27 protein-coding genes are annotated in these 23995 nt (G+C 61.2%); 16 read left to right on the top strand and 11 right to left on the bottom strand.

The genetic code is table 11. The features are described 5' to 3' along the window. The first annotated feature begins 21 nt into the window (after positions 1 to 21). A complete protein-coding gene (locus CXK96_RS02695) occupies positions 22 to 582 on the top strand; it encodes a sigma-70 family RNA polymerase sigma factor (protein WP_336442431.1) in 561 nt (186 codons plus the stop codon). Then, positions 579 to 1307 (top strand): anti-sigma factor, encoded by a 729-nt coding sequence (locus CXK96_RS02690; protein ID WP_102834943.1) that lies wholly within the window; start codon positions 579 to 581, stop codon positions 1305 to 1307. The genes CXK96_RS02695 and CXK96_RS02690 overlap by 4 nt, the downstream gene beginning before the upstream one ends. A gap of 4 nt (positions 1308 to 1311) precedes the next feature. On the opposite strand, the gene CXK96_RS02685 is transcribed toward CXK96_RS02690, so the two are convergent. Both CXK96_RS02685 and CXK96_RS02680 read right to left on the bottom strand, forming a co-directional pair. Continuing rightward, positions 1312 to 2016, bottom strand: coding sequence for a glutathione S-transferase N-terminal domain-containing protein (locus CXK96_RS02685; RefSeq protein ID WP_102834942.1), 705 nt, complete (start codon positions 2014 to 2016; stop codon positions 1312 to 1314). Between the two features lie 107 nt (positions 2017 to 2123). Beyond that, complete coding sequence (locus CXK96_RS02680; RefSeq protein ID WP_102834941.1) at positions 2124 to 2702, bottom strand: hypothetical protein; 579 nt, start codon at positions 2700 to 2702, stop codon at positions 2124 to 2126. A gap of 88 nt (positions 2703 to 2790) precedes the next feature. Between CXK96_RS02680 and CXK96_RS02675 the strand changes: the two genes are divergently transcribed. The 4 genes from CXK96_RS02675 (at position 2791) to CXK96_RS02660 (ending at position 5765) form a co-directional block, all read left to right on the top strand. Continuing rightward, positions 2791 to 3231 (top strand): HIT family protein, encoded by a 441-nt coding sequence (locus CXK96_RS02675; RefSeq protein ID WP_102834940.1) that lies wholly within the window; start codon positions 2791 to 2793, stop codon positions 3229 to 3231. Between the two features lie 119 nt (positions 3232 to 3350). Next, entirely contained in the window at positions 3351 to 4361 is a 1011-nt protein-coding gene (locus tag CXK96_RS02670; RefSeq protein WP_102834939.1) for an ABC transporter substrate-binding protein, read from the top strand. Beyond that, positions 4358 to 5119: an ABC transporter permease gene (locus CXK96_RS02665; protein WP_102834938.1), complete on the top strand. Its 762-nt coding sequence runs from the start codon at positions 4358 to 4360 to the stop codon at positions 5117 to 5119. Before CXK96_RS02670 ends, CXK96_RS02665 begins: the two co-directional genes overlap by 4 nt. After that, positions 5112 to 5765: an ABC transporter ATP-binding protein gene (locus CXK96_RS02660; RefSeq protein WP_102834937.1), complete on the top strand. Its 654-nt coding sequence runs from the start codon at positions 5112 to 5114 to the stop codon at positions 5763 to 5765. Before CXK96_RS02665 ends, CXK96_RS02660 begins: the two co-directional genes overlap by 8 nt. A gap of 37 nt (positions 5766 to 5802) precedes the next feature. Here CXK96_RS02660 and CXK96_RS02655 read toward each other — a convergent pair whose 3' ends face one another. Beyond that, positions 5803 to 7068 carry a DUF445 domain-containing protein gene (locus tag CXK96_RS02655; RefSeq protein ID WP_102834936.1) on the bottom strand — a complete coding sequence of 422 codons (1266 nt, stop codon included), beginning with the start codon at positions 7066 to 7068 and terminating at the stop codon, positions 5803 to 5805. Between the two features lie 135 nt (positions 7069 to 7203). After that, positions 7204 to 7596, bottom strand: coding sequence for a hypothetical protein (locus tag CXK96_RS02650; RefSeq protein ID WP_102834935.1), 393 nt, complete (start codon positions 7594 to 7596; stop codon positions 7204 to 7206). Positions 7597 to 7797: 201 nt separating this feature from the next. Here CXK96_RS02650 and CXK96_RS20705 point away from each other — a divergent pair, with 201 nt between their 5' ends. From CXK96_RS20705 to CXK96_RS02635, 4 genes are all read left to right on the top strand, one after another. After that, positions 7798 to 7941: a hypothetical protein gene (locus tag CXK96_RS20705; protein ID WP_159967441.1), complete on the top strand. Its 144-nt coding sequence runs from the start codon at positions 7798 to 7800 to the stop codon at positions 7939 to 7941. 118 nt (positions 7942 to 8059) lie between these two features. Continuing rightward, complete coding sequence (locus CXK96_RS02645) at positions 8060 to 8281, top strand: hypothetical protein (protein WP_045425167.1); 222 nt, start codon at positions 8060 to 8062, stop codon at positions 8279 to 8281. A 77-nt stretch (positions 8282 to 8358) separates the two neighbouring features. Next, complete coding sequence (locus CXK96_RS02640; protein ID WP_102834934.1) at positions 8359 to 8787, top strand: 3-isopropylmalate dehydratase; 429 nt, start codon at positions 8359 to 8361, stop codon at positions 8785 to 8787. A gap of 246 nt (positions 8788 to 9033) precedes the next feature. Next, positions 9034 to 10044 carry an alpha/beta fold hydrolase gene (locus tag CXK96_RS02635; protein ID WP_180981475.1) on the top strand — a complete coding sequence of 337 codons (1011 nt, stop codon included), beginning with the start codon at positions 9034 to 9036 and terminating at the stop codon, positions 10042 to 10044. 60 nt (positions 10045 to 10104) lie between these two features. Here the strand turns inward: CXK96_RS02635 and CXK96_RS02630 are convergent, their stop codons facing one another. The 3 genes from CXK96_RS02630 to CXK96_RS02620 form a co-directional block, all read right to left on the bottom strand. Then, positions 10105 to 11964 carry an SLC13 family permease gene (locus CXK96_RS02630; protein ID WP_102834932.1) on the bottom strand — a complete coding sequence of 620 codons (1860 nt, stop codon included), beginning with the start codon at positions 11962 to 11964 and terminating at the stop codon, positions 10105 to 10107. 157 nt (positions 11965 to 12121) lie between these two features. Further along, complete coding sequence (locus tag CXK96_RS20700; RefSeq protein WP_180981474.1) at positions 12122 to 13120, bottom strand: sensor histidine kinase; 999 nt, start codon at positions 13118 to 13120, stop codon at positions 12122 to 12124. 2 nt (positions 13121 to 13122) lie between these two features. Next, positions 13123 to 13560, bottom strand: a complete 438-nt coding sequence (locus CXK96_RS02620; protein ID WP_102834931.1) for a response regulator — start codon at positions 13558 to 13560, stop codon at positions 13123 to 13125. 305 nt (positions 13561 to 13865) lie between these two features. Here CXK96_RS02620 and CXK96_RS02615 point away from each other — a divergent pair, with 305 nt between their 5' ends. Continuing rightward, entirely contained in the window at positions 13866 to 14768 is a 903-nt protein-coding gene (locus tag CXK96_RS02615) for an alpha/beta fold hydrolase (RefSeq protein WP_102834930.1), read from the top strand. 19 nt (positions 14769 to 14787) lie between these two features. On the opposite strand, the gene CXK96_RS02610 is transcribed toward CXK96_RS02615, so the two are convergent. Continuing rightward, positions 14788 to 15735 carry an alpha/beta hydrolase gene (locus CXK96_RS02610; protein WP_102834929.1) on the bottom strand — a complete coding sequence of 316 codons (948 nt, stop codon included), beginning with the start codon at positions 15733 to 15735 and terminating at the stop codon, positions 14788 to 14790. Between the two features lie 174 nt (positions 15736 to 15909). Between CXK96_RS02610 and CXK96_RS02605 the strand changes: the two genes are divergently transcribed. After that, positions 15910 to 16635, top strand: a complete 726-nt coding sequence (locus CXK96_RS02605) for an SIMPL domain-containing protein (RefSeq protein WP_102834928.1) — start codon at positions 15910 to 15912, stop codon at positions 16633 to 16635. A gap of 177 nt (positions 16636 to 16812) precedes the next feature. Here the strand turns inward: CXK96_RS02605 and CXK96_RS02600 are convergent, their stop codons facing one another. Continuing rightward, the gene (locus CXK96_RS02600) at positions 16813 to 18036 is read right to left on the bottom strand and encodes an MFS transporter (RefSeq protein WP_102834927.1); all 1224 of its coding nucleotides are present in this window, start codon (positions 18034 to 18036) and stop codon (positions 16813 to 16815) included. 311 nt (positions 18037 to 18347) lie between these two features. On the opposite strand from CXK96_RS02600, the gene CXK96_RS02595 reads away from it, so the two are divergent. After that, the gene (locus CXK96_RS02595; RefSeq protein WP_045429079.1) at positions 18348 to 18539 is read left to right on the top strand and encodes a CsbD family protein; all 192 of its coding nucleotides are present in this window, start codon (positions 18348 to 18350) and stop codon (positions 18537 to 18539) included. A gap of 52 nt (positions 18540 to 18591) precedes the next feature. Here CXK96_RS02595 and fdxA read toward each other — a convergent pair whose 3' ends face one another. Beyond that, the gene (gene fdxA, locus CXK96_RS02590) at positions 18592 to 18915 is read right to left on the bottom strand and encodes a ferredoxin FdxA (protein WP_102834926.1); all 324 of its coding nucleotides are present in this window, start codon (positions 18913 to 18915) and stop codon (positions 18592 to 18594) included. A gap of 131 nt (positions 18916 to 19046) precedes the next feature. Further along, positions 19047 to 21617 (bottom strand): DNA mismatch repair protein MutS, encoded by a 2571-nt coding sequence (gene mutS / locus CXK96_RS02585; RefSeq protein WP_102834925.1) that lies wholly within the window; start codon positions 21615 to 21617, stop codon positions 19047 to 19049. Between the two features lie 229 nt (positions 21618 to 21846). Between mutS and CXK96_RS02580 the strand changes: the two genes are divergently transcribed. The 3 genes from CXK96_RS02580 to recA all read left to right on the top strand — a co-directional run bounded on the left by CXK96_RS02580 (position 21847) and on the right by recA (position 23994). Continuing rightward, entirely contained in the window at positions 21847 to 22272 is a 426-nt protein-coding gene (locus CXK96_RS02580) for a potassium channel family protein (protein ID WP_180981482.1), read from the top strand. Positions 22273 to 22365: 93 nt separating this feature from the next. Then, entirely contained in the window at positions 22366 to 22866 is a 501-nt protein-coding gene (locus tag CXK96_RS02575; protein WP_102834923.1) for a CinA family protein, read from the top strand. Positions 22867 to 22950: 84 nt separating this feature from the next. Continuing rightward, positions 22951 to 23994 carry a recombinase RecA gene (gene recA / locus CXK96_RS02570; RefSeq protein ID WP_102834922.1) on the top strand — a complete coding sequence of 348 codons (1044 nt, stop codon included), beginning with the start codon at positions 22951 to 22953 and terminating at the stop codon, positions 23992 to 23994. Position 23995: the final 1 nt, after the last annotated feature.

Below are 23995 nucleotides of genomic sequence, written 5' to 3'. Positions count from 1 at the left end.
AACCAGCCAATGGCAGATACCGTGTCGCAACCCCCCTTGTTCGATTACGAAGCGGCACTGCGCGCCTGCGCGCGTGGCGAGCGCTCAGCGTTGCAGCAGCTTTACGAGCAGGAAAGTCCGCGCCTGCTCGGCGTGGTGCAGCGCATCGTGCGCGACCTGGCCCTGGCCGAAGACATCGTCCATGACGCCTTCATCCGTATCTGGAACAAGGCCGGGACCTATGATCAAACGCGTGGGTCGGCCCGCGGCTGGATTTTCAGCCTGACCCGCCATCTGGCCCTAAACGCCGTACGTAACAATGCCCGCCACGTCCAGATGGAACCGGACGAGGAGGGCGACATGGAGCACGCCGCCATCGATGGCTGGCAGGAACAGATCGACGTCTTCGATTGGCGGGTAAACCCCGGCAGGATCGAAGCCTGTCTCGAACAACTCGAACCGGTGCGCCGCAACTGCGTGTTTCACGCTTACGTCGACGGCTATTCGCATCAGGAAATTGCCCAGCGCCTTGGTGCGCCACTGGGCACGGTGAAAGCCTGGATCCGCCGCAGCCTGACCGCCCTTCGTGAGTGCATCGGATGAACAACGAACCCAACGATCCGCACGAGACCCTGCACGAATTCGCCGGGGAATATGTGCTCGGTACCCTTTCTGCGGGCGACCGTGAGGCGGTCGAAAAGCGCCTGACCGTCGAGCCTGAGCTGCGAGCAGCGGTCGATTACTGGGAAGCGCGGCTGCTGCACCTGACCGACTTGGTCGAACCGCAAACACCTTCGCCGCGTTTGTGGAGTCGCATCCAACGCACGCTGGACGAGGCGAATCGTCAGGCTGTTCCGGTAGCACCAGCGCGCCGGTCCAGCTGGTGGGACAGCCTGTCGCTGTGGCGTGGTTTTGCTGCAGCCGGCATGGCCGCTACGTTGGTACTTGGGGCCTTGTTGGTGACGCGTATTTCGCCTGACCCCTCGCCGACCTGGCTCGTGGTGCTCGCTGCTCCGCAGGACCTGTCGCCAGGTTGGGTCGTGCAGGCCAGCAATCGGACGCAGGAGATCGAGCTGATTCCGTTGGGCGTCACCGAGTTGCCGCCGGATAAAGCACTTCAGCTCTGGACCAAGGCCGAAGGCTGGCAGGCGCCTGTCTCCCTCGGGCTGGTCAAGCCTGGCGAGCCGGTAAGGATTCGTCTCGACGATCTGCCTCCGTTGCAGCCCAACCAGCTGTTCGAGCTGACGCTGGAACAGCCCACCGGCTCACCGACCGGTCTGCCGACCGGACCGATCCAGTTCATCGGGCGGGCGGCAAAGGTGATCTGACGGGTCAGCCGCGAGCTGGAATGTTCAGCCCCTTGGCCACTGCGGGTCGCGCGACGAAGGCATCCAATACCCGCTGTACGTTGACGAAGCGTTCGAACTCCACCAGTTCGCGCGCTTCGTAGAAGCCCACCAGGTTGCGCAACCACGGGAAAGTGGCGATATCAGCAATGCTGTAACGGCCGCCCATGAGCCACTCGCGGCCCTCCAGACGCTTGTCCATTACGCCCAGCAAGCGCTGGGCCTCGGCGACGTAACGGTCGCGTGGGCGCTTGTCCTCGTAGTCCTTGCCTGCGAACTTATGGAAGAAGCCGAGCTGACCAAACATCGGCCCGACGCCGCCCATCTGGAACATCAACCACTGAATCGTCTCGTAGCGGGCTGCGGCGTCTTCGGGCATGAGCTGGCCGGTCTTGTCCGCCAGGTACAGCAGAATCGCACCGGACTCGAACAACGCCAGCGGCTCGCCATCCGGCCCGTTGGGATCGAGGATCGCCGGGATCTTGTTGTTCGGGTTCAGCGAAAGAAATTCTTCCGAGCGCTGGTCACCACTTTCAAAGCTGACCAGATGCGCCTCGTAGGGCAGGCCCGTCTCCTCCAGCATGATTGACACCTTCACCCCGTTGGGCGTGGGCAGCGAATACAGCTGCAGGCGATCCGGGTAGCTGGCGGGCCATTTCTGCGTGATGGCGAAGGTGGATAGATCGTGCATGGAGCCCTCCAGGGAAGCGGGTTATTCGAGTCGGTAGGTTGGTACGGGTTGTTACTAAGGATCAGGTTTTTATATCTTTCGTTCGATAGCGATTCCTGGGTAGGCGCCTAGTTCAGAGCATCTAGGAATGTTCCATGAATCTCGTACGTTGCCTCGAATCCATGAGGGCCCTTCCAATGCTGCGATAAGAGTTTTGTTAAACGGCGGCCGTAAGCCGATATAAGCCATTCGTAATCCGTCCATATTTTTGGACTCAGGTTTGCCGGGTCGGTGCTACTTGCCTTGTTCAGCGCGCAGGGATACCTAGCCCAAGATTCGTTACCGTCTTCAAACGTGCCCAAAATTTTCCGTGCTTTGCGCCTGTAGGGAGCCTGCTTTGACAATGCCGCAAGTTCCGTCAGCTTGTGAGTTCGAAGGGGTTTTGCGAGTGTGCCATTCGATATCCAGCTCGGATTTTCAAATACCAGAAGGGCCTTGATTGCATTCTCTAAGGCAAACGACGCAAGGAGAAATGTCGCACGATCTGTGTTGTCCCAAAATGCTTCGCGCCCAGTCTGGTGGTCTATTCGCCGAAGGAATCCATGTCCGTAGCCGTCCCTTAGTTTCAAGGCTTGGCCGTGGAGATCGTCCGCCACTGAGAACCAGCTATGTGGGCATGCAAAGCCGACGAATTCCTCATTTGTCATGTTGTCCGTTTCCCTTGTTGTGGCCGTATGCTACGCATCAAAACGCATCCACTATGTGCTTAGGCCGCTTAACTTATCGGAGTCGCTCATGAGCTTAACTACCCCCTATGACCCCCAAAACATCTTCGCGCAGATCATTCGCGGCGATGCGCCTTGCTACAAGCTCTACGAAGACGACCATGTCCTGGCCTTTCTCGACGTGTTTCCGCAGTCCTACGGCCATGCGCTGGTGATTCCGAAGCGCTCCGCGGCCTGCAACATCCTCGATGTGGATACCGAGGCGCTGTGCAAGGTGATGGCGGTGGCGCAAAAGCTGGCGCGTGTGATCGTCGATGAGCTGCAGCCTGACGGCGTGCAGATCGCGCAGTTCAACGGGGCGCCGGCAGGGCAGACGGTGTTCCATATCCATGTGCACATCGTGCCGCGCTATTCGGGCGAGGGGCTCGGTATCCATGCCGCAGGCAAGGCCGATCCAACGGAGCTGGAAAAGCTGCAGGCGCGGCTGGTCGGCAAGTTGGCCGAAATCTAGTGCTGAGTTAGAGCTGAACCGGCAACGCTGCAGCCACGGTTACAGTCGCGACCATCGCAGCAGCGAAGAGACACCAAAGTACTATTCGTGGCTGATGTGAGGCTTCGTACCCTGCGGGCATGAAGCCTGCTCCGCTGTCCCTCATCCTCTATTTCGCTCGCGCATGCCTCGCCGCACTTCGATGTGGGCGTGTGGTTCTGCTCGCGATGTTGCCGTTGTTTGTCCAGGCGCAGGGCGAGACGCAACCACTGCCGGTCCTGACGCTCAGCGTGCTGCAGTTCGGCACGCCGCATTGGGAACTCGATCATCTCAAGCGTCACAACCTTGACCGGGCCAATGGCTTCGAGTTGAAGGTGCGTCTGGTGGCTGACTTGCCCGCCTCAAGGCTGGCGCTGAGCAGCGGCAGCGTGGACGGCGCGGTCAGCGATTTGCTCTGGGCCCAGGCGCGCTACGAAGCCGGCACGGCATATCGCTACCTGCCGTTTTCCTCGCAGATCGGCGAAGTTCTGGTAAAGGACGGCAGCGACATTCGCACCCTGGCCGATCTGCGCGGCAAGCGCATCGGTGTTGCAGGCGGGCCGGACGGGCTGGGCTGGCAACTGTTGCAGCAGGTAGCGGCAAGGCAGGGACTCGATCTGGCGCGCGAAGCGACAGTGCAGTACGCCGCGCCACCGCTGCTCAGCCAGGCGCTGCGGCGGGGTCAGGTGGATGCGTTGCTGACCTTCTGGCACTTCTCGGCGCGGCTGCGCGGCGAAGGCGGCGTACACACAGCGTTCGGTCTTGATGAGATGGTCGGAACACTGGGTCTCGATCCGGATCTGCCCGTGCTGGGTTATCTGTTTCCGCAAGCCTGGGCCAACGCGCACGGCGACCTGTTAGAACGCTTCGCCAGCGCGCTGCGACAGACCAAGAACGAGCTGGCGACTCAACCGGATCACTGGCAAAAGATCCGGCCCTTGATGCGTGCCGACAACGACGCAGTGTTCGCCGCGCTGCATGACAGCTTCGTTGAAGGCATCCCGCAGCCGATGGACGAAGCGCGTATCACTGCGCTGCAGCGGCTGTTGGCCCTGACTGGCGCCAAGCAGGGCCAGCTGATGCCCGCGGCGCTGTTTCAGAGCGGGCCATGAGTGGGTCGCGCTATGCCTGCTGGGTTGCGCTGCCGCTGTTGGTGGCGATCTGGGCTGTTGTAGCGGTGAGTACGAATACGGCCCTGCTGCCGAGCCCGGCAAATGTGCTGCGGACCTTCTTGCTGGCTGTTGAAAGCGGCGAGCTGCCCCATCACTTATTGGTCACTTTGCGCCGGGTGCTGATCAGCTTTGCGCTGGCGATGGCGCTGGGTGCGCTGCTGGGCGTCTGGATGGGGCGTTCGCGGTTAGCCAACGCGGTGCTCGATCCCCTGCTAGTGCTGTTTCTCAACCTTCCGGCACTGGTCACCATCATCCTGCTCTACGTCTGGTTTGGTTTGGTAGAAGAGGCGGCGGTGCTGGCGGTGGTGATCAACAAGGTGCCCAACGTGGCTGTCACCGTACGCGAAGGCGCGCGCAGCCTCGATCCAAAGCTGGAGCAGATGGCGCAGGTATATGGCTTCAACCGCTGGCAGCGGGTGGTGAACGTCTGGCAGCCGCAGCTGTTTCCCTATCTGATGGCGGCGACTCGCGGTGGTCTGGCGCTGATCTGGAAGATCGTTCTGGTGGTCGAGTTGCTGGGCCGTTCCGATGGCGTCGGCTTCCAGTTGCACATGGCCTTTCAGGTGTTCGACGTGGCGAGCATATTGGCCTACAGCCTGGCCTTCATCGCTGTCGTGCAATTGATTGAACTGGTGCTGCTGCAGCCGCTGGAGCGTCGCGCATCGAGCTGGCGCAACGCTGGGATGCAGCATGCTTGAGGTGCGCATCGATGGCGTGGCGGCAGGCCATCCGGTACTGGGCGTGATCAATGCGCAGGTGCGGGCAGGTGAGCGCATCTGCCTGTTGGGCCCCTCCGGTGTCGGCAAGAGCACCTTGCTCAATGCCATTGCCGGGCTTGACCCGCGTCTGGCGCCGATGGTCCGACTACTACCCGGCCTACGCATCGGCTACCTGTTTCAGGAGCACCGCCTGCTGCCGTGGTACACGGTGCGGCAGAACCTCAAGCTGGTCGGCGCAACCGCAGGCGATATCGATCGGCTGCTGGCTGATGTTGGCTTGAGTGATGCGGGTGATCGGCTGCCGGATCAGCTCTCGCTGGGTATGGCGCGTCGCGCGTCGCTGGCCCGTAGCCTGGCAATCAGGCCGGATCTGCTCTTGCTTGATGAACCCTTCGCCTCGCTCGACCCGGATCGCGCCGCCGAATTGCGTGAGCTGATCGTTCGCCTGCTTGAGGGACAGCCACAGATGGCGCTGATCTGCGTGACCCATGATGTCCACGACGCCGATCAACTGGCCAATCGCCTGTGGTATATGAGCGGCCAGCCTGCAACCCTGCGCCGGGATAGGCCCGTTATGGCCGGTGCCAGTCAGATTAGCGAGCAGCTGCGCACGCTCCAGGTCTGAAAAGGCTTGCTGGCCGCGCCATACCGGCCGCGCTCACTCAGCCAGCCGCCAGCTGCGTCAGAGCATGCAGCAGCAGCCCGACCAAACCGCCGACCAGCGTGCCGTTGATGCGAATGTACTGCAGGTCCTTGCCAACGCTCTGCTCCATCTGTTCGACCAATTCGCGGCTTTCCCAGTTTTCCACACGCTGGGCAATGTACTTGCCGATCTGTCCGCGGTAACGCTCGAGCAGGCTCGGCGCGGCTGCCATCAACTGTTCGTTGATCCAGTTGCGCATGGCGGTGTCGGCGGCCAGGGAGTCGCCCAAACCTTGGGTCAGGCGCACGATCCGTTTGCCGATACGAGAATCCGGGCTTTCCAGATCGGCTTCCAGCCACTCGGTCAGCTCACGCCAGAGAGTCCGCAGGTAGTCGGTGGTTGCGGGGTGCTCCAGCAATTGGGCGACGATGCGCTCGACCTCCAGCCGATAGGCCGGATCATGCTTGAGTCGATCAATGTATTCGCTAACGTGTTCATCGAAACGCTCGCGCAGAGGATGTTCAGGGTCACCGGCAATCTCGGCGATCACCGCTGATACGCCGTCGACGAACTTGTTGGCCGACCAACCGCCGACTGCCTTGCCAAGCCCCAGGTAGCGCAGCGTCCTGACTTCAGCCGTGATGGCATCGGCCACCAGCGCGCGGGTGTCGTCGTCCTGCAGCAGTGCATCGACCTTGATCAGCGCTTCATCGAGCATCGCCTGGTGCTTGCCCTGGCGCGTAAGCATTTCCAGCACCTGCCCGCAGATCGGTGCGAGATCGACCTTGCGCGCGCGGTGGATCAGCTTGGCCTGGACGAAGGCTTGCACGCGCTCGTCGTGCAGCGACTCGACGCCGAACCTCGCCATGTTGGTGAGCTGACGGCCCACCGCTTCGGCGTTGGCGGGATGGCGCAGCCAGTTGGCCAGTCGACCGCCGATATCGAGTGCCTCGAGCTTGGCCAGCACCATAGGCGTGGAGAGAAAGTGAGTGGTGATGAAGCTCGACAGGTTCTGTCCGATGCGCGCCTTGCTGCGCGGGATGATCGCCGTGTGGGGGATCGGCAGGCCGAGCGGGTGGCGGAACAGGGCCGTCACAGCGAACCAGTCGGCAATTGCACCGACCATCGCCGCTTCAGCGAAGGACGCGAGATAGCCCCAGGCCGGGTGGCGCGGTTCCATGGCGGTTGCGATGACATAGAGCAACGCAGCGAGTAGTAGCAGCAGGCCGGCGACCAGTTTCATGCGCGTGACGGGGGATTGCCAGCGGCGGTGCAGAGGGCTCATGCGATTCCTCTTTTGTGGCGAGTGGTGTGTGCGGGTGGTGCGCAGGCGTATCGGATCGGGAGGTGCCGACGGGTCTGCCTATACAGCACAGACCCGGTTAGCGAGGTAAGGGTTCGGCATCAGCAGCCGTGCGGCTTATAGCTCGTCGTCTTCCTCGCGCAGCAATACGTAACTATCGTCTTCCAAGCGCTCGCAGACGTAGAACATGGATATGGTGCCGTCCTGCTCGGTCACGGCCGCGTAGTCGTCCGCCTCGACAGTGAAGAAACCCTTGGAGTCTGAGCCGTGCTCACTGGCAAACACGGCGGTAAAGAACGCCTCTTCCGGCATGCCATCGAAGTAGTCGGCCCGGGCCTTGGCGTCCCACTCCTGCGGCGGCTCGAACTGCCCGGTGATGATCACGCGGGCATCGCCCATGTCGCGTTCTTCGCCGTCCGGGTCCGTTTCATGAGCGCGGTAGATCGTGCAGTTGAGTGCATCCGGGTCGGCCAGAATACTGTCGCGCGAAGGGGTTTGGGTGGCAGGCATGGCAGGCAGCTCCGGTCAAAGATTGGATTGTCGGCAGTGTGGTGGAGTACTGGGGTCGCTGCAATCGCAAGTTGGAAAGGGCGATGGATTCTTTTGGCTGCAAAGCACTGATCGGACCGCCGGTGCCCGGACAGGCGAACGCTGCAGGGCGCCTGTTGCTCCAATCGGGTAGACCCTTTGCACCAAGCCAACGAGGTAGCCATGAACCAGAGCGACCAGACTCAGCCTGAGCAGAACAAGCCAGCCGACGACCTGCCGGACGTCACCATGACCGACGCCGGCGAGAAGGAAGCAGGTGAGGACCCTGATTTCGACGAAGTCGAAGGCGACGACAACCGGGGCTAGCCCGCTGACGTTCGTTTGCCGCACCGGCTGCAAGCCAGTCGGTACGTCTAATGGCGCACTCACTCGCCGCTTTCTTGCTTAAGAAGCGGGTCGCGCAGATTCATAAAAGGAGCACAGCATGGACAAATACCACGTGAACCCCACCCCGATGGGCTGGGAACTGACCGATCAGCAGTCTCAGGAAACGGTGTTGCGTACCCTCACCAAAGACGAAATGTTCACCGGCCTCGACAGTTTGATGGAAGGCAAGACCGCATCGGTCGAGGTCTACGATCGCCACGGAACGCTGGAAGAAGAACGGCCCTATCCCGGCAGCAGCCATCCGGTGTCGACCCGGTAAGCCACAACTATCCGCACGGTGAGCGAATAAAGCTGTCGTACCATTACCGCTTCGCTTACCAGACTGGAGAGTCCTCTATGCGCTTGATCCTCGCCCTGATCCCTGTGCTGGCCTTGGCCGGTTGCTCGTCCTGGCAGGCGGATCCGGAGGACATCACGCCGGTCCCCGAGGAACGTTTGCGTGCGTACCAAGCGCCTGTCGCCAATGGCGGCGAGCTGGTGGTGACGCGTGACTTTGGCATTCGCGGCGGCGGCTGCTATGTGGCGGTAATGGTCGATCGCAAGCTTGCTGCGCGTATCCACGTCGGCGAGCGGGTGCGCTTGCAGGTGCCGGCGGGGATGCGCATCGTCAGCATCGAGTCGGACCCTGAGGACGACACGCTGTGCGGCATGGGCAATCTGCTGCGCGAGAAGGCCGCGCGGGTCGAGCCCGGAGAGACGCTGCAGTTTCGCATCAGCAGTGATAACCGCATTGGCTTCGATATCAATCAGGTCGACACCGAGTAGACCTTCGCATCGCGCTCTGCTGAGGGCGGGCAGTGGGGCGGGTCGCTCAGTCACGGTCACCCACCGGTATAAAGACGAAACATTCTTCTGCCGGCCATGCCGAACCCTCACTTCGCTTTCGTGCTCCCAGATAGGCAAACCGTTGTGCTTGAGCCCTCGGCGTCTATCTGACATCCCCAGCCGTCCGCTCCGCACAACGACCCATACGCCATGCAGCCCAAGTGGCCGCCCGCCAGGAGTCGATGCGTGAAACGAGCCATATCCTCCCTGATGTTCGTCGCCGGGCTAGCCCTGGTTCCCGCGTTGCACGCTGAACAGAGTCCGAGCTACGGGCCGCATCTTGAGGGGTTCGACTATCCGCACGCGATCAAGCGCTTCGAGTTTTCGTCGCAGCGCCAGCCGTTAGAGATGGGCTACATGGACGTAGCCCCAGCGGGTAAGGCCAATGGGCGAACGGTCGTGCTGATGCATGGCAAGAATTTCTGCGCGGCGACCTGGGAAGAGAGCATCGCGGTGCTCTCGCAGCAGGGTTATCGGGTGATTGCACCGGACCAGATTGGATTCTGCAGCTCCAGCAAACCCGAGCGATACCAGTTCAGTTTCGCGCAGCTGGCGCATAACACCCGGGCATTGCTGAGGTCGCTGGATCTGGAGAAGGTCACCGTCATCGGACATTCGATGGGCGGCATGCTGGCGTCACGGTTCGCCCTCAACTATCCGCAAATGATCGAGCAACTGGTCTTGGTCAATCCGATTGGTCTTGAGGACTGGCAAGCCAAAGGCGTGCCGTATGCCCCGATTGAACAGCTGTATCAAAGTCAGCTGAAAACCGACTTCGAGAAGATCAAAGCCTACCAGCAGAAGTTCTATTACAACGGCAACTGGAAGCCGCGTTATGACCGATGGGTGAATATGGCCGCCGGGATGTATGCCGGCGACGGCAAGGAAATAGTCGCCTGGAACCAGGCGCTGACGTCCGACATGGTCTTCACCCAGCCGGTCATTCACGAATTCGATACCCTCAGCGTGCCGACGTTGCTGTTGATCGGTGGCAAGGATCGCACGGCACCGGGTGCGAACCGTGCGCCGGAGGATGTTGCACAACGCCTCGGGAACTACCCAGAACTGGGCCAAAAGGCCGCGGCGATGATCCCCAACGCTACTCTGGTGCCTTTCCCGGAGCTCGGACACTCCCCCCAGGTCGAGGCCCCTGATGTGTTTCATGAGGCTTTGCTAGACGGCCTCAAGGCGCACTGATCGACGTGGCGCGTACGGATGACGGCACGCCGGTGTTTTAAGCACCGGCTGTGCAGGCCTCTACAACGGCCATACCCAGAGAATCGTGGGCACCGACACCAGCACCACCATGATCGACAGCGGCAGCCCGAGTCGCCAGTAATCACCGAAACGGTAGCCGCCCGGCGCCATTACCAGAGTATTCGACTGATGTCCGATGGGGGTGAGGAAGGCGCATGACGCCCCAATCGCGACCGCCATCAACAGCGGGTCGGCAGAGGCCTCCATGCCTCGTGAGAGCGCTATTGCCACAGGCGCGGCGAGTACCGCCGCTGCGGCATTGTTGACGACGTTGGACAGCAGCATTACCCCAATCATCAGGATCGCAACGGTGGCTGCCGGCGGCGCAGCCTGACCGATGTCGAGCAGGGCATCGGCGATCAGGCGGGAACCACCGGTGGTTTCCAACGCTTCGCCGATGGGCAGCATCGCGGCAATCAGGACGATGATCGACATGTCGATGCTTTTGTAGATGTCGCCGGTCGGCACCAGCCCGACGAGGATCATCACCAGTGCACCGGCCACCAGCGCCACAGCCGCCGGAACGATGCCCAGTGCGATGAGCGCCAGTGCGGCGGCGAATATACCGCTGGACAGCAAAACTTTTTGCGGAGCGGTGATGCGTAAGCCGCGCGAGGCCAGGGGCAGGCAACCGAGGCTGTTGAGGGCGGTTTGCAGTTGGTCCTCGCGCGCCTGCAGCAGCAGAATGTCGCCGGCGGCAAAGCGGATTTTGCCAAGTCGCTGCTGCAACCGTTGCCCTTGGCGAGCCACGGCCAGGATGTTCACACCGTATCGCTCGCGCAGCGAAAGACCGGTCGCGCTCGTGCCGACCAGTGACGAGTTGGCCGTCACAATGGCCTCTGCTAGCGCTCGCTCGGCACGGCGATCCCCGTTGGATTCGGTGGTGTCGGGCTGCTTGTCCGCGTCGCCATTCTTTTCCGCGCGCTTTTCCTGCTCGGCTTTCTCCCGCGCCTCCGCCTTGCTGTCGGCTTCGGCGGCGAGTTGCAGGTGAGTGACGTCGAGAAAGCGCTTCAGGCTGTCGGAGTCCGCTTCGACCATGAGGATGTCTTCTCCGCGCAGCACGTCGTAGGTCGACGGCATGCGCTGATACTGTCCGTCTCGTATCAGTGCGATGACCATGACATCCGCCTCGTCACCGCCTGCAACGATCAGATCATGCAGCGAGCGACCGACATACTTGCTGTCTGCCGGAATTTGCAGCTCGGTCATGTAGGCGCTGATTTCGAACAGCTCCTTGTCGCCACTTGGATCTTCACGGCGAGGGGTCAGGCGCCAGATCAAGCCGATGAACAGTACGCCGGCGAGCGTGATCGCAAGGCCCACCGGCAAAAAGTCGAACATGCCGAACGCCTCGTCGGCGACCTCACGCCGATAGCCTGCAATGATGATGTTTGGTGGTGTACCTATCAGCGTCAGGGTGCCGCCAAGCAACGAGCCGAAGGCCAGCGGCATCAACAGGTAGGAGGGCGATCGGCCGCTTTGACGGGACATCCACACGGCCACCGGCATGAACAGCGCCAGTGCGCCAACGTTGTTCATGAACCCCGAGCACAACGCGACGATGCCCGTCAGTGTCAGTACCTGAATCCAGGGACGGTCACCGACTTTGGTCAGGTGGCGTGCCAGCGAATCCACCACGCCGCCGTTGAGTAGCCCGCGGCTGAGTACCAGAACCGCCGCAACGGTGATTACGGCCGGATGCCCGAGGCCCATGAACGCCTCCTGCGGTGGCACGATGCCGGCCAGGGTGACCACCAACAAGGCACCCACTGCGACGATGTCGTAACGCCAGCGATTCCACACGAACAGGCCCAATGTCGCGGCGAGGACGGCGAACACGATCAGCTGATCGCTTTGCATGAATAACTCCGGCAGGCAGCTGCACGCGCTTTAACGAGGCGTCGGTCAGCAGAACGGGTGGAATGGTTTGAAGGTTGCGCCATGCGGCTGCTGGCACGTGGCGCGGTCTCTACAGCAAATGGAGCGCAGCGTTCGTGTCCGCCTCGCTGCGCGCCAGTCAGCAGGGGAAGCGGAGGCAGACCTGAGCACCATTTAAATTGCGGCGGATGACGGTCGCGTTGCAAGCGTGCGCCAGAGCGTCGACCAGCTCTCTGCCCTTGGCGCTGCCGCGTGGCGTGCTGCTGGTGAGTTCGTCCTCGCTGAAACCAGGCCCCTGGTCGGCAATGCATATCTCGGCCACTCCCGGCTCCGGTCGCCGCACAGTGAGAGCGATGCGGTTCACCCGTCCATGCTTGATTGCATTGATTACCAGCTCGTTGACGATCAGGCCAAGGTTGGATGCAGTCTGGAATGAAACCTTCACCGACTGAGCCTCGGTTGTCAGGATGTGATCCTCACCCCGTTCGATGGTGAGCACGCTGCGCGCCAGATTCGGCAGATAGTCGGCCAGGTCGACAACTCCGCTGGTGTATTTGTGCAACTCGTTCTGCACCGCCCCAACGCCATGAATACGGCTGATCGCTCCTTGCAGGAGGGTTTTGGCTTCCTCTCCACTGGCGCGGTTCTTCGAGAGTTGAAGGAACGAGATGATCAGCTGCAGGTTGTTCTTCACCCGGTGGTTGAGCTCAGCTAGCAAGAGCCGCTGGTGTTCTTCAAGGTCTCGCTGCTCGGTGATATCGATGCAGCTGCCGAAGTAACCGGCGAACTCGCCGTTGCGGAAAAAAGGCGCGCCGTTATCGAGAAACCAGCGATAGACACCGTCACGGCGGCGAAGTCGGTAGGGCATGGTGAAGGTTTCGCGGGCATCGAAGGCATCGTTGTAGATCGCGACGCAACGCTCGAAATCGTCGGGGTGGACGTCTTCTGCCCAGCCATAGCCAAATAATTGCTCCGGCGTTCTGTCGACGAACTCCTGCCAGGGTTTGTTGAACCAGTCGCAGAGCTTGTCGGTACGTGACCGCCAGATCATTACCGGTGCGTTATCGGCAAGCTCACGGAATTCGCGCTCGCCCATGCCGTCCTGCGGTTCACCCACAGGTTCTTGCGACTGGTCCATGTTCAGGCTCCTGGGCGGTTGCAGGTTAAAGCAGGGGAGTAGACTTCAAGCGAAGCCGGCACGGACATTGGTAACACAGTCAGCCCACTGATCAGAGCCTGTGCGATCGCTACACAGCGGCCCAGATCGCTCGGTTCGTAAGGCTTGCGTAACAACCCCAGGGCGGCATCGGTGTTGTTGCGCGCCGCTTCGGTCTGGCCGCTGACGAACATCGACGCAATCCCGTAGCGCTTGCGCAGAGTGCGCGCGAGCGCAACGCCTTCATCGTGCCCCGCCAGGTTGATGTCAACCAATGCGATGTCGATGCTCCGGCTGTCGGCCAGCGCCAGGGCTTGCTCATCGCCATAAGCGGGGCCGATGATCTCGTGTCCTTCGTCTTCCAGCATAGACGCTGCGATCAACGCGAGTATGGGATCGTCTTCAACCAGCAGGATGCGCATGAAAGCCTTTCGGTATAGGAAAAGGAGGAGTTTTTGCGGAGCCACGGCAATTAGCCGTGAAGTCTAGCAATGCCGACAAGCGACTTGCGAACATTCATCGATGAGCGCTAATGATTCGAGCGGCGCCTAGGGCGCGGAACATTGGCGGGTGCGTTTCCGACGCCTATGGTTGTTGAGGACCGTAATCAGCTGCTGCGTCGCCTCCCTCGAGGTTGCGCGCTGTAGCGCTGCTGATTGAGTCATGTTTGGCCCCAAAGCAAATGTGCGAGAGCCCGGCACATCAGTTACCAAGGATTGACGACCGCATGCCTGAATCCATCAGTCTCACATGCCGTGACGGCTATTCACTGTCTGGGCAGCTCTGGCTGCCAATTGGGGACAGCTGCGGCTCGGTGGTTATCAGCAGCGCGACCGGTGTGCTGGCGCGCTACTACGCCCGGTATGCTGATTTTCTGCGCGAGCAGGGCTACACGGTGCTGACCTACGACTACCGCGGTATTGGTGGCTCGCGGCCTGAAAGCCTGCGCGGCGTGCACATTCGCTGGCGCGACTGGGGTGATCTGGACTTCGACGCCGCGGTGCGCTGGATGCGCCAGCGTGATCCTGACGGTCCGCTGATTGCGGTCGGTCACAGCATCGGCGGTTTCCTGCCGGGTTTCGCGGCGGCCGCGACCAAAGTGGACCGCTTTCTCAGCGTTGGGGCGCAATACGCCTACTGGCGTGACTATGCGGCTGCGCAGCGCCTGCGGATGTTCGCCAAGTGGCATCTCTGCATGCCTGCAATGGCAGCGTTGTTCGGCTATTTTCCCGGCCGCCGCTTGGGCTGGCTGGAGGATCTGCCGGCGGGCGTTGCACGGGAATGGGCGTTTCGCCGGGCAAGGCTTGAACAGAGCTACCCCGAGCACGAGCGGGCAGATGTGCTTCAGCGCTTTGCTGCGATCAATGCGCCCATCCTGGCGGTTAGCGTCAGCGACGATGAATACGGCACGCCAGCGGCTATTGCGCGCGGACTGGCCTATTACCGCAACGCTCAGGTCCAGCAGGTGCAGCTCAGCCCGGCGGCACTGGGCATGGAGCGGGTCGGGCACTTCGATCTGTTCCGCGAACGCCACCGAGATGGATTCTGGAAAGCCAGCCTGGGCTGGATTGAGGAGGGCCGCAACCCCTGGTCAGACGAGGCACAACCCGCCGTTTGTGCAGCCTGCTGAGCGCGAACGCGGCAGCACATCAACTGCGGTTGGTTTCTGAATCGCCTGGCAATGTTCTGTTGGCGGCGTGCTCCACTGGTGTCTCCAGCAATTCCCGGATGGCTTCGGCATAGGCGCGCCGACCCACGCGCATGGCGTTGTTGTGGTTGCCGCCTTCTATCAGCAGGAGCTGTTTGGGGTTACGCGCAGCGGCGTAGAGTGCTTCGCTGAAGCGCGCCGGCACGTATTGATCTTGCGTTCCGTGGACGAGCAAGAGCGGCATGCCGACCTGGTCGATCTTTTCCAGCGAGTCGAATTTCTGCGACACCAACCAATGGATCGGCCAGGCGGTGTCGGCCACTTCCGTCGCGATATCGGCCAGGTTGGTAAAAGTGGATTCAACGATCAATGCGCGCGCTTGCGGTGGTTCGTCCCGGAGTTTGGCTTCACGGCCAAGCTCGGCCGCCAGGTCTACCGCCACAGCGCCGCCCAGCGAATGGCCATAGATCAGACGTTTGCCGGCGTCTGGTTGTAGCGTTTTCAAGTGGTCCCAGGCGATGCGTGCATCTTCATAGACGGTGGCCTCGGACGGCAGCTCGCCGAGGCTCTGGCCGAAGCCTCGGTAGTCGATTGCCAGCACCGAAAAACCCAGCGACCGAATCTGCTCCAGCCGGAACAGGTGCCCGGTGAGGTTCCACCGCGACCCATGAAGATAGAGAATTGCTGGCGCATCTGCCGCTTCGGCTGGCCACCACCATGCGTGGATGTTCTGGCCGTCGCCGAGCGCAGGCGTGCTCAGCTTCAACTCTTCCACGCCACTGGGTAAACCTCGATACCAGCTGGCGGTACCAGGCTCGATACGAAACACCAGTTCTCGCTCTTTCTGCTCGAGCATTGAGCAACCTAACGGCAGCACGGCGAGCGCTGCGAGGATGATCAGCGAAGCAACAGTGCGGGCTCTGGTGCGGAAAAACGGCAACTTCGACATGCGGTGAGGGCGTCTCCTTCTGGAGCGGACATTGAGCGTCCAGTTGGATAGGCACGCAAGCGGCTAGCGTCGATAAGTCATTACTACAGATTGCAGTGCGGCACGGGTGACTAGCGGCCATTGATTAGCGATGCGGAGTAGCATCAACGCTCCTACTGCTGATGGAGGTTCATCGTGACTACCGCACGTATCGGTTTGCTGCCCGCTTTATTGATCGCCGCCGCGGTGGCATTTGCTGGTTGGTCTGTAGGGCAGGGGGTGGAGCGCTTTCGCATGGCGGATCGCTCGGTGACGGTCAAAGGGCTCGCGGAACGAGACGTGTCGAGTGATTTCGCCGTCTGGACACTGGGTTTTCGTCGTGCCGGCAACGATTTTGCCAGCGTTCAACAGAACCTGTCCGAGGATCGCAATCGAGTCGTAGCATTCCTTCGCGAGCAGGGATTCGCTGACGACGAGATCGAAGTGCGCCCGTTACAGGTTCAGGATCTGTTGGCGCGTGAGTGGGCCCCGCAGGAGATCGCCCTGCGTTTCAACGGCAGTGGGCAGGTGCTGGTGAAATCGCCGCGTGTCGAGGCGGTCGGTAAGGCCGCTAACGGCGTAGACCCGTTGATACAGGCCGGCATCCAGCTGGATACCGAACAGAACGGATTTAGCGGGCCGCGCTACCAGCTGCGAGGCTTCAACGACCTAAAACCGGCGCTGTTGGAAGATGCCACCCGCAACGCCCGCGAGCAGGCTGCCAAGTTCGCCGAAGATGCCGGAGCGCAGCTCGGCGAATTGAAGACTGCCAACCAGGGTGTAATTCGGGTGCTCGACGACGACGGCAGCGACATGGACACCGGACGCACGCCAGGCAAGCGTCTGCGTGTGGTCAGCACATTCGAATACGCGCTGCAGTAATTCCCCCGTTGCTGGGACGCCGGTTAGGAGGAACTTCGCGGTTTGCAGCAAAACATGACCTCATGTGGCGTTAGGCTCGATATCCGTTCGAGCATGGAGCTGATTGCGGTTTTTTTTGGATGGGTCAATCAGCAGGCGTTTCGGTTGGCGAGTCCACGACTCGATGAGGTCATTCCCTCAATCGCAGGCGGTGGCGGCTCCCCTTGTTTCTTCGCTTGGGTTGCTTGCAGTCCAGGCCCACCAGAACACCAGCAAGCCGACGGCAGCGGTAGCGGCACCGATGTAGCCGGTCGAGGTCCAGCCAAGTCCGGCGCTGATCGCCAGCCCGCCGAGCCAGGGTCCGAGCGCGTTGGCAACGTTGAATGCCGAATGGTTGGATGCGGCTGCTAGGGTCTGGGCTTCACCGGCCACATCCATCAGGTGGGTCTGCAGGGGCGGGCCGAGCGATATCATGGTGCCTACCGCAAACGCGGCTGGAAGGATCGTCCACAGCGAGTGCGCGGCGAGCGGGAACACCAGCAGCACCACAATGCTCCATAGCAGCAACCAGGCAATTGCCTTGAATCCCAACTTGTCGAACAGCCAGCCGCCAAAAATGTTGCCGACGATGCCTCCCAGGCCAAGCGCGGCCAGGCCTACCGGAATCCAGTGCTCGCCGACGCCGGTGATCTCCAGCAGGGCTGGCGCCAGGTAGCTGAATACGCAGAACATGCCGGCGAAACCGATCGAGCTTATGGCCAGCGCCAGCCACACAGGTTTGCGATTGAAATCACGCAGTTCGAGCATGGGGTTGTTGCGCGGCTCACTGCGGTCGAGTGGCAGGAAGATTGCCACCAGCAACACCGTCAGCAGGGCGATGAGGCCCACCAGACCGAAGGCCCAGCGCCAGCTGAGCCATTGCCCCAGCCAGGTGGCGGTTGGGTTGCCGATCAGCATCGCAATAGTCAGGCCGGCCAGCACGCGGCTGACCGCCTTGGCGCGTTGATCGGGGGCCACCATTGAAGCGGCGACCAGCATGGCTACGCCGAAATAGGCGCCGTGGGGCAGCCCTGCAATAAAGCGAAAGACCATCAGCGTGTGGTAATCCGCCGCCATCGCGCTGGCGAAGTTGCCCAGTGCGAAGAAGGTCATCAGCAGCAACAGCAGATGCCGCCGAAACATTCGGGAACCGAGGATCGCCAGCAGCGGTGCTCCCACCACGACGCCCAGCGCATAGGCGCTGATCACGTGGCCCACCTGGGGTTCGCTGATTCCGAGGCCCTGCGCGACGTTGGGCATCAGGCCCATGATGGCGAATTCGCCAGTGCCGATGGCGAACCCGCCCATGGCCAGGGCCAGCTCGATCAGCAATATGGCGCGTGCCGAAAGCGTCGGCTTGCCTGTGGCGTTCAGATGGTTCATCGGTGCCTCGACGGGATGATTCGAATAACGGACGCGCGCCGCTCAAGTCGAGCGGCGCTGGGGCGTGCGGTGGTGGGCGAATAAGTAGGCAGTAATCACAGGTTGAAGTTCTGCTCCGCGTTGAGGACCGACTGCGCTTATGGCGCGACCCATGTCATGGTGCGTTTAGGGGGGGCGGCTCGGTTGTCAATGGATCGCCTGGCCAAAGCACGCAATGATTGATGACCCTGCCGAACCGTTCCTCGGGAAAACGAAACTATTGTCGGAGCGGCTCTGTCAACTGAACGTACCCAAGCAGAGAGGAACGCGCCATGAGCAGTACCGGAGATAAAATGAAAGGCAACCTCAACGAAGCCGCGGGCAAGGCCAAGCAGGGTCTGGGCGAGGCGACTGATAACGAGCGCATGAAAGGCGAAGGCCAGCGTCAGGAAGTCAAAGGCGACGCTCAGCAAGTCAAGGGCGAAGCCAAAGACACAGTGAAGAAGGGCGTTGATCGCGCCTGACCGCTGAGCCAAGAAAAAAGCCCGCATCGCGGGCTTTTTTCGTTTCTGGTGCTTAGCGCTCCAGATACTGCAGCTTGTCCTTCACGCCGTCCCACTCTTCGGCATCGGGCAGCGAGTCCTTCTTCTCGGTAATGTTCGGCCAAACTTCCGCCAGATCGGCGTTCAGCTGGGTGTATTCCTGCTGATCATCGGGCACTTCATCTTCGGAGAAGATCGCCTGGGCAGGGCACTCCGGCTCGCAAAGCGCGCAATCGATGCACTCGTCGGGATGAATGACCAGGAAGTTCGGGCCTTCGTAGAAGCAGTCCACCGGACAGACTTCCACACAGTCGGTGTATTTGCACTTGATGCAGTTGTCGGTGACGACGAAGGTCATTTCTAGCTATCTCCTCGGGCGTGTCAGGTGGCGTTGCAATGACGCCCCCGTTCGGCAGGACTATAGCGACACCAGGCAAATGCCGCCTATATCCAAAAAATGCGCGCGATTCTATCAGCTTTTAGCAGCCGTCAAACACGCGCTTTTAGGTTGTATAGCAGGTCCAGCGCCTGGCGCGGGCTCATATCATCGGGATTGATCCGCGCCAATTCTTCGACCACCGGATGGGGCAGGCTGGCGAAGAGGTCATTCTGCATGGGTGGGGCAGGCTGGCCGGGCGCCATTTTCGGCGTTTCGTGAGGCAGGCTGGTAGTTTCCAGCCGCGACAGATGGTCACGTGCGCGTTGGATCACCTCACCTGGCACGCCAGCCAGTTGTGCCACGGCCAAGCCATAGCTCTGGCTTGCCGGACCCGGCAGGACGTGGTGAAGGAAGACGATGCGATCATTGTGCTCGGTGGCCGACAGGTGCACGTTAGCCACCGTTGGCTGGCTTTCCGGCAGCACGGTGAGCTCGAAGTAATGCGTCGCGAACAAGGTGTAGGCGCGCAGCTTGGCAAGGTGCTCGGCAGCCGCCCAGGCCAGCGACAAGCCATCGAATGTGCTGGTGCCTCGACCGACTTCGTCCATCAGCACCAGACTGCGGTCGCTGGCATTGTGCAGAATATTGGCGGTCTCGCTCATTTCCACCATGAAGGTCGAGCGGCCGCCGGCCAGGTCGTCCGAGGAGCCGATGCGGGTGAAGATGCGGTCGACCAGGGACAGCTCGCAGGCCTTCGCCGGAACGAAACTGCCGATCTGCGCCAGCAGGACGATCAGCGCGGTCTGACGCATGTAGGTCGACTTACCGCCCATGTTCGGACCGGTGATGACCAGCATGCGGGTGTCGTCATCAAGGTTGAGATCGTTGGCGACGAACGGCGTCTGCAGGACCTGCTCGACCACCGGATGACGGCCTTGTTCGATCTGCAGGCAGGGATGCTCGACGAAACGTGGACGGTTGAGATCAAGCGTCAGCGCCCGTTCGGCCAGGTTGCTGAGCACGTCGAGTTCGGCCAGCGCCGCAGCACTGTCCTGCAGTGGCGCGAGATGACCAATGAGGCGTTCCAGCAATTCTTCGTAGAGCTGCTTTTCGCGCGCCAATGCGCGGCTCTTGGCAGACAGCGCCTTGTCTTCAAATTCTTTCAGTTCGGGCGTGATAAAGCGTTCGGCCCCCTTGAGTGTCTGCCGGCGAATGTAATCGGCTGGGGCCGACTCGGCCTGTTTGCTCGGCAGCTCAATGAAATACCCGTGCACGCGGTTATAGCCAACCTTCAGATTGGCCAACCCGGTACGGGCCTTCTCGCGGGTCTCCAGATCCATCAGGTACTGGCCGGCGTTCTCCGACAGCGATTGCAACTCGTCCAGCTCGGCGTCATAGCCGGTTTTCAGGACGCCACCCTCACGGATCACCGCCGGTGGATTATCGATGATGGCTTTAGCCAGCAAGGCAGCCAGCTCGGGATAAGTCCGAATAGTGGCTGCCAGCTCGATCAGGTGCGGCGCCACCAGTTCCTGCAGGCCTTCCTGCAGCTGCGGCAGTGCCGCGAGCGCGTCGCGCAGGCGCGCCAGATCGCGGGGACGCGCATTGCGCAGGCCGATCCGCGCCAGGATGCGCTCGAGGTCGCCGATCTCCTTCAGCTGCGGCTGGATCTGTTCAAACCGATAGTGCTCGAGCAGGCAGGTGATCGAGTCCTGGCGGGCCTCGAGCACGCGTCGATCACGCAGCGGACGGTTCAACCAGCGGCTGAGCAGACGGCTGCCCATGGCGGTCTGGCAGCGGTCGACCACTGATTGCAGGGTGTTTTCCCGTCCCCCGCCGAGATTGATGTCCAGTTCCAGATTGCGCCGGGTCGCCCCGTCGAGAATCACTGTCTCGTCGAGGCGTTCGTGACGAAGGCTGCGCAAATGATGCAGAGCGGTACGCTGAGTTTCCTTGGCGTAGGTCAGGAGGCAACCCGCGGCGCCGATGGCCAGCGTCAGCTGCTCGCAGCCGAAGCCTTTCAGGTCCTGAGTGCCGAACTGCTGGCAGAGGCCCTTGAAGCCGCTGTCACGGTCGAAATCCCAAGGCGCGCGACGGCGCACACCGCGGCGCTTCTCCACCGGCAGATTCGCCGGCCAATCGTCCGGGATCATCAGCTCGGCCGGGTTGAGACGTTCGACTTCAGCCAGCAGCGTTTCCCAGCCGCCGAACTCCTGCACGCTAAATCGGCCGCTGGTGATGTCCAGCACCGACAGGCCGAACAGCTTTTCATCGCCGACCACCGCCGCAAGCAGGTTGTCGCGGTGCTCGTCGAGCAGCGCTTCATCACTCACCGTGCCGGGGGTGATGATCCGCACCACCTGTCGTTCCACCGGGCCCTTGCTGGTGGCCGGATCGCCAATCTGCTCGCAGATCACCACGGACTCGCCAAGCTTCACCAAACGGCTGAGATAGCCCTCGGCCGAGTGAAACGGAATGCCAGCCATGGGGATCGCATTGCCACCGGACTGGCCACGCGCAGTCAGGGTAATGTCCAGCAGCTTGGCCGCTTTCTTGGCGTCGTCGTAGAACAGCTCGTAAAAGTCGCCCATGCGGTAGAACATCAGCTGATCAGGGTGCTCGCGTTTGAGCTTCCAGTACTGCTGCATCATGGGCGTGTGATGGGACAGGTCTTGTGACATATAGCTCGACTTGGGGCGATGTGACAGCGCGGGCGCGGCTCGCTCCCTTTCAGGTAACGGCCGTTGCTGGCACTGTGCGCAGGATGAAATAAACCGGGAAGGTTATCATGGCCAGCGCAGGTGCGAAGGGCCAACCTGCGGAGCCGATACCTGGGATGCCCCGCATGGGTTTGATTGCTTTGGAAGTGCTATGTCTGCTCTAGAACAGGCGTCGACCGCATCGGCGAATCTGCTTCTCGTTACGTTGGTCAACATCATCGTCGTTGCGGTAGTCGTGGCGATTCACTACGAGTTTCTGTCGCGTCTATCTGCAAGCAGGGCGAGCCCACATTTCCATCATCGCGTCGGGATAGTGTTTGGTGTGTTTGGCGCATTGACCGCGCACGCGGTGGAGGTCTGGGTGTTCGCCTTTGCCTACTACCTCATGCACCACGCGACAGGCTGGGGGACGCTGGCCGGCGAGTTCAGCGGCAGCCTGCTGGACTGTGCCTATTTCTCTTTCACGACCTTCACGACCGTTGGTTTCGGGGATATCCACCCCGTCGGCGCCATTCGATTTCTGACGGGCATCGAGGCGTTGACGGGCTTGGTTTTGATCACCTGGACCGCCTCGTTTCTGTTTCTTGAAATGCAGCGCCACTGGACCGTCCGCTGATGGCATTCATCAGGCTGTGTCTGGCGACGTGTGGCTGACCCTCAGAAACGTGCGCTGCTAAGGTAGCGTTTGATATCGATATCAGGAGCCTTCATGTCCGCCTTGACCGAACTCGCGGCCCAGCTAGGCCATGCGCTCCAGCAAAAGTCGGCGCAAGTAACCACAGCCGAATCTTGCACAGGGGGAGGCATTGCCGAGGCCATTACCCGCATTGCTGGCAGCTCGGCCTGGTTCGAGGCTGGCTATGTCACCTACTCGAACCGTCAGAAAACGCGTCAGCTGCAGGTGCCGGAACATCTGTTTTCCGAAGTGGGCGCAGTGAGTCGTGAGGTTGTAGAAGCGATGGTCTGCGGCGCACAGGTCGCCAGCGGAGCGCGCTACGCCGTTGCCGTCAGCGGCGTAGCAGGGCCGGGCGGTGGGTCGCCGGATAAACCGGTCGGTACGGTTTGGTTGGCCTGGGGGTGCGAGGGTGAGCGGTTTGCAAGACGCTTCCAGTTTGACGGCGACCGACAGTCTGTTCGTGAGCAAAGTGTGAAGGCTGCGCTCGTCGGATTGATCCGCCTAGTGGCCGGAGAAAATCCCATTGAGGGCTAGGCGCTCGTTTTTGCCTATGCTCTAATACTGTCTACTTATACAGTTGTCGTGGCCTCTGGCCCTCTTGATCAAGTGAGGATTGTAATGGACGAGAACAAGAAGCGCGCCTTGGCTGCCGCCTTGGGCCAGATCGAAAAGCAGTTCGGTAAAGGCGCGGTCATGCGCATGGGCGATCATGATCGCCAGGCGATTCCAGCCATTTCCACTGGCTCGCTGGGCCTGGACATCGCGCTCGGCATTGGCGGTCTGCCTAAAGGTCGGATCGTCGAGATCTACGGTCCGGAATCTTCCGGTAAGACCACCATGACGCTTTCCGTCATTGCTGAGGCTCAGAAGGCCGGCGCCACTTGCGCCTTCGTCGACGCCGAACATGCGCTGGATCCCGATTACGCTGGCAAGCTCGGCGTCAATGTAGACGACCTGCTGGTTTCACAGCCCGATACCGGCGAACAGGCTTTGGAAATTACCGACATGCTGGTGCGCTCCAACGCGGTCGACGTGATCATTGTCGACTCCGTAGCGGCTCTGGTCCCCAAGGCGGAAATCGAAGGCGAGATGGGCGATACCCACGTCGGTCTGCAGGCTCGTCTGATGTCTCAGGCGCTGCGCAAGATCACCGGTAACATCAAGAACGCCAACTGCCTGGTTATCTTCATTAACCAGATCCGCATGAAGATCGGTGTGATGTTCGGCAGCCCGGAAACCACCACCGGCGGTAACGCATTGAAGTTCTATGCATCGGTTCGTCTCGACATCCGCCGTACCGGCGCGGTGAAGGAAGGCGACGAAGTGGTCGGCAGTGAAACGCGCGTCAAGGTCGTCAAGAACAAGGTGGCGCCACCGTTCCGTCAGGCCGAGTTCCAGATTCTTTACGGCAAGGGCATCTACCGCAATGGCGAGGTCATCGACCTCGGCGTTCAGCAGGGTCTGGTCGAGAAGTCTGGTGCCTGGTATGCCTACAAAGGCAACAAGATCGGTCAGGGCAAGGCCAACGCTGCTAAATACCTGGAAGAGAATCCAGAGATCGGTCGCGAAATCGAACAGCAGATTCGTGACAAGTTGCTGGTGGTTTCTCCGAGCAGCAAGGCCAATCCGGTCGTTGAAGACCTTGCCGAAGCTGACCTCTAAG

It is taken from the genome of Stutzerimonas stutzeri, from assembly GCF_002890895.1.
Classification (GTDB): Bacteria; Pseudomonadota; Gammaproteobacteria; order Pseudomonadales; family Pseudomonadaceae; genus Stutzerimonas; species Stutzerimonas stutzeri_AB.
This window is presented reverse-complemented; position numbering and strand designations above follow the sequence as displayed.

Bases quoted from the DNA above. Each gene is read 5' to 3' on its own strand.
- fdxA (WP_102834926.1), bottom strand. From the start codon at position 18,915: ATGACCTTCGTCGTCACCGACAACTGCATCAAGTGCAAATACACCGAC.
- CXK96_RS02595 (WP_045429079.1), top strand. From the start codon at position 18,348: ATGAGCAGTACCGGAGATAAAATGAAAGGCAACCTCAACGAAGCCGCG.
- CXK96_RS02675 (WP_102834940.1), top strand. From the start codon at position 2,791: ATGAGCTTAACTACCCCCTATGACCCCCAAAACATCTTCGCGCAGATC.
- CXK96_RS02680 (WP_102834941.1), bottom strand. From the start codon at position 2,702: ATGACAAATGAGGAATTCGTCGGCTTTGCATGCCCACATAGCTGGTTC.
- CXK96_RS02620 (WP_102834931.1), bottom strand. From the start codon at position 13,560: ATGCGCATCCTGCTGGTTGAAGACGATCCCATACTCGCGTTGATCGCA.
- CXK96_RS02645 (WP_045425167.1), top strand. From the start codon at position 8,060: ATGGACAAATACCACGTGAACCCCACCCCGATGGGCTGGGAACTGACC.
- CXK96_RS20700 (WP_180981474.1), bottom strand. From the start codon at position 13,120: ATGGACCAGTCGCAAGAACCTGTGGGTGAACCGCAGGACGGCATGGGC.
- CXK96_RS02600 (WP_102834927.1), bottom strand. From the start codon at position 18,036: ATGAACCATCTGAACGCCACAGGCAAGCCGACGCTTTCGGCACGCGCC.
- CXK96_RS02660 (WP_102834937.1), top strand. From the start codon at position 5,112: ATGCTTGAGGTGCGCATCGATGGCGTGGCGGCAGGCCATCCGGTACTG.
- CXK96_RS02610 (WP_102834929.1), bottom strand. From the start codon at position 15,735: ATGTCGAAGTTGCCGTTTTTCCGCACCAGAGCCCGCACTGTTGCTTCG.
- CXK96_RS02615 (WP_102834930.1), top strand. From the start codon at position 13,866: ATGCCTGAATCCATCAGTCTCACATGCCGTGACGGCTATTCACTGTCT.
- CXK96_RS02630 (WP_102834932.1), bottom strand. From the start codon at position 11,964: ATGCAAAGCGATCAGCTGATCGTGTTCGCCGTCCTCGCCGCGACATTG.
- CXK96_RS02575 (WP_102834923.1), top strand. From the start codon at position 22,366: ATGTCCGCCTTGACCGAACTCGCGGCCCAGCTAGGCCATGCGCTCCAG.
- CXK96_RS20705 (WP_159967441.1), top strand. From the start codon at position 7,798: ATGAACCAGAGCGACCAGACTCAGCCTGAGCAGAACAAGCCAGCCGAC.
- CXK96_RS02655 (WP_102834936.1), bottom strand. From the start codon at position 7,068: ATGAGCCCTCTGCACCGCCGCTGGCAATCCCCCGTCACGCGCATGAAA.
- CXK96_RS02685 (WP_102834942.1), bottom strand. From the start codon at position 2,016: ATGCACGATCTATCCACCTTCGCCATCACGCAGAAATGGCCCGCCAGC.
- CXK96_RS02640 (WP_102834934.1), top strand. From the start codon at position 8,359: ATGCGCTTGATCCTCGCCCTGATCCCTGTGCTGGCCTTGGCCGGTTGC.
- CXK96_RS02670 (WP_102834939.1), top strand. From the start codon at position 3,351: ATGAAGCCTGCTCCGCTGTCCCTCATCCTCTATTTCGCTCGCGCATGC.
- CXK96_RS02690 (WP_102834943.1), top strand. From the start codon at position 579: ATGAACAACGAACCCAACGATCCGCACGAGACCCTGCACGAATTCGCC.
- mutS (WP_102834925.1), bottom strand. From the start codon at position 21,617: ATGTCACAAGACCTGTCCCATCACACGCCCATGATGCAGCAGTACTGG.
- CXK96_RS02650 (WP_102834935.1), bottom strand. From the start codon at position 7,596: ATGCCTGCCACCCAAACCCCTTCGCGCGACAGTATTCTGGCCGACCCG.
- recA (WP_102834922.1), top strand. From the start codon at position 22,951: ATGGACGAGAACAAGAAGCGCGCCTTGGCTGCCGCCTTGGGCCAGATC.
- CXK96_RS02665 (WP_102834938.1), top strand. From the start codon at position 4,358: ATGAGTGGGTCGCGCTATGCCTGCTGGGTTGCGCTGCCGCTGTTGGTG.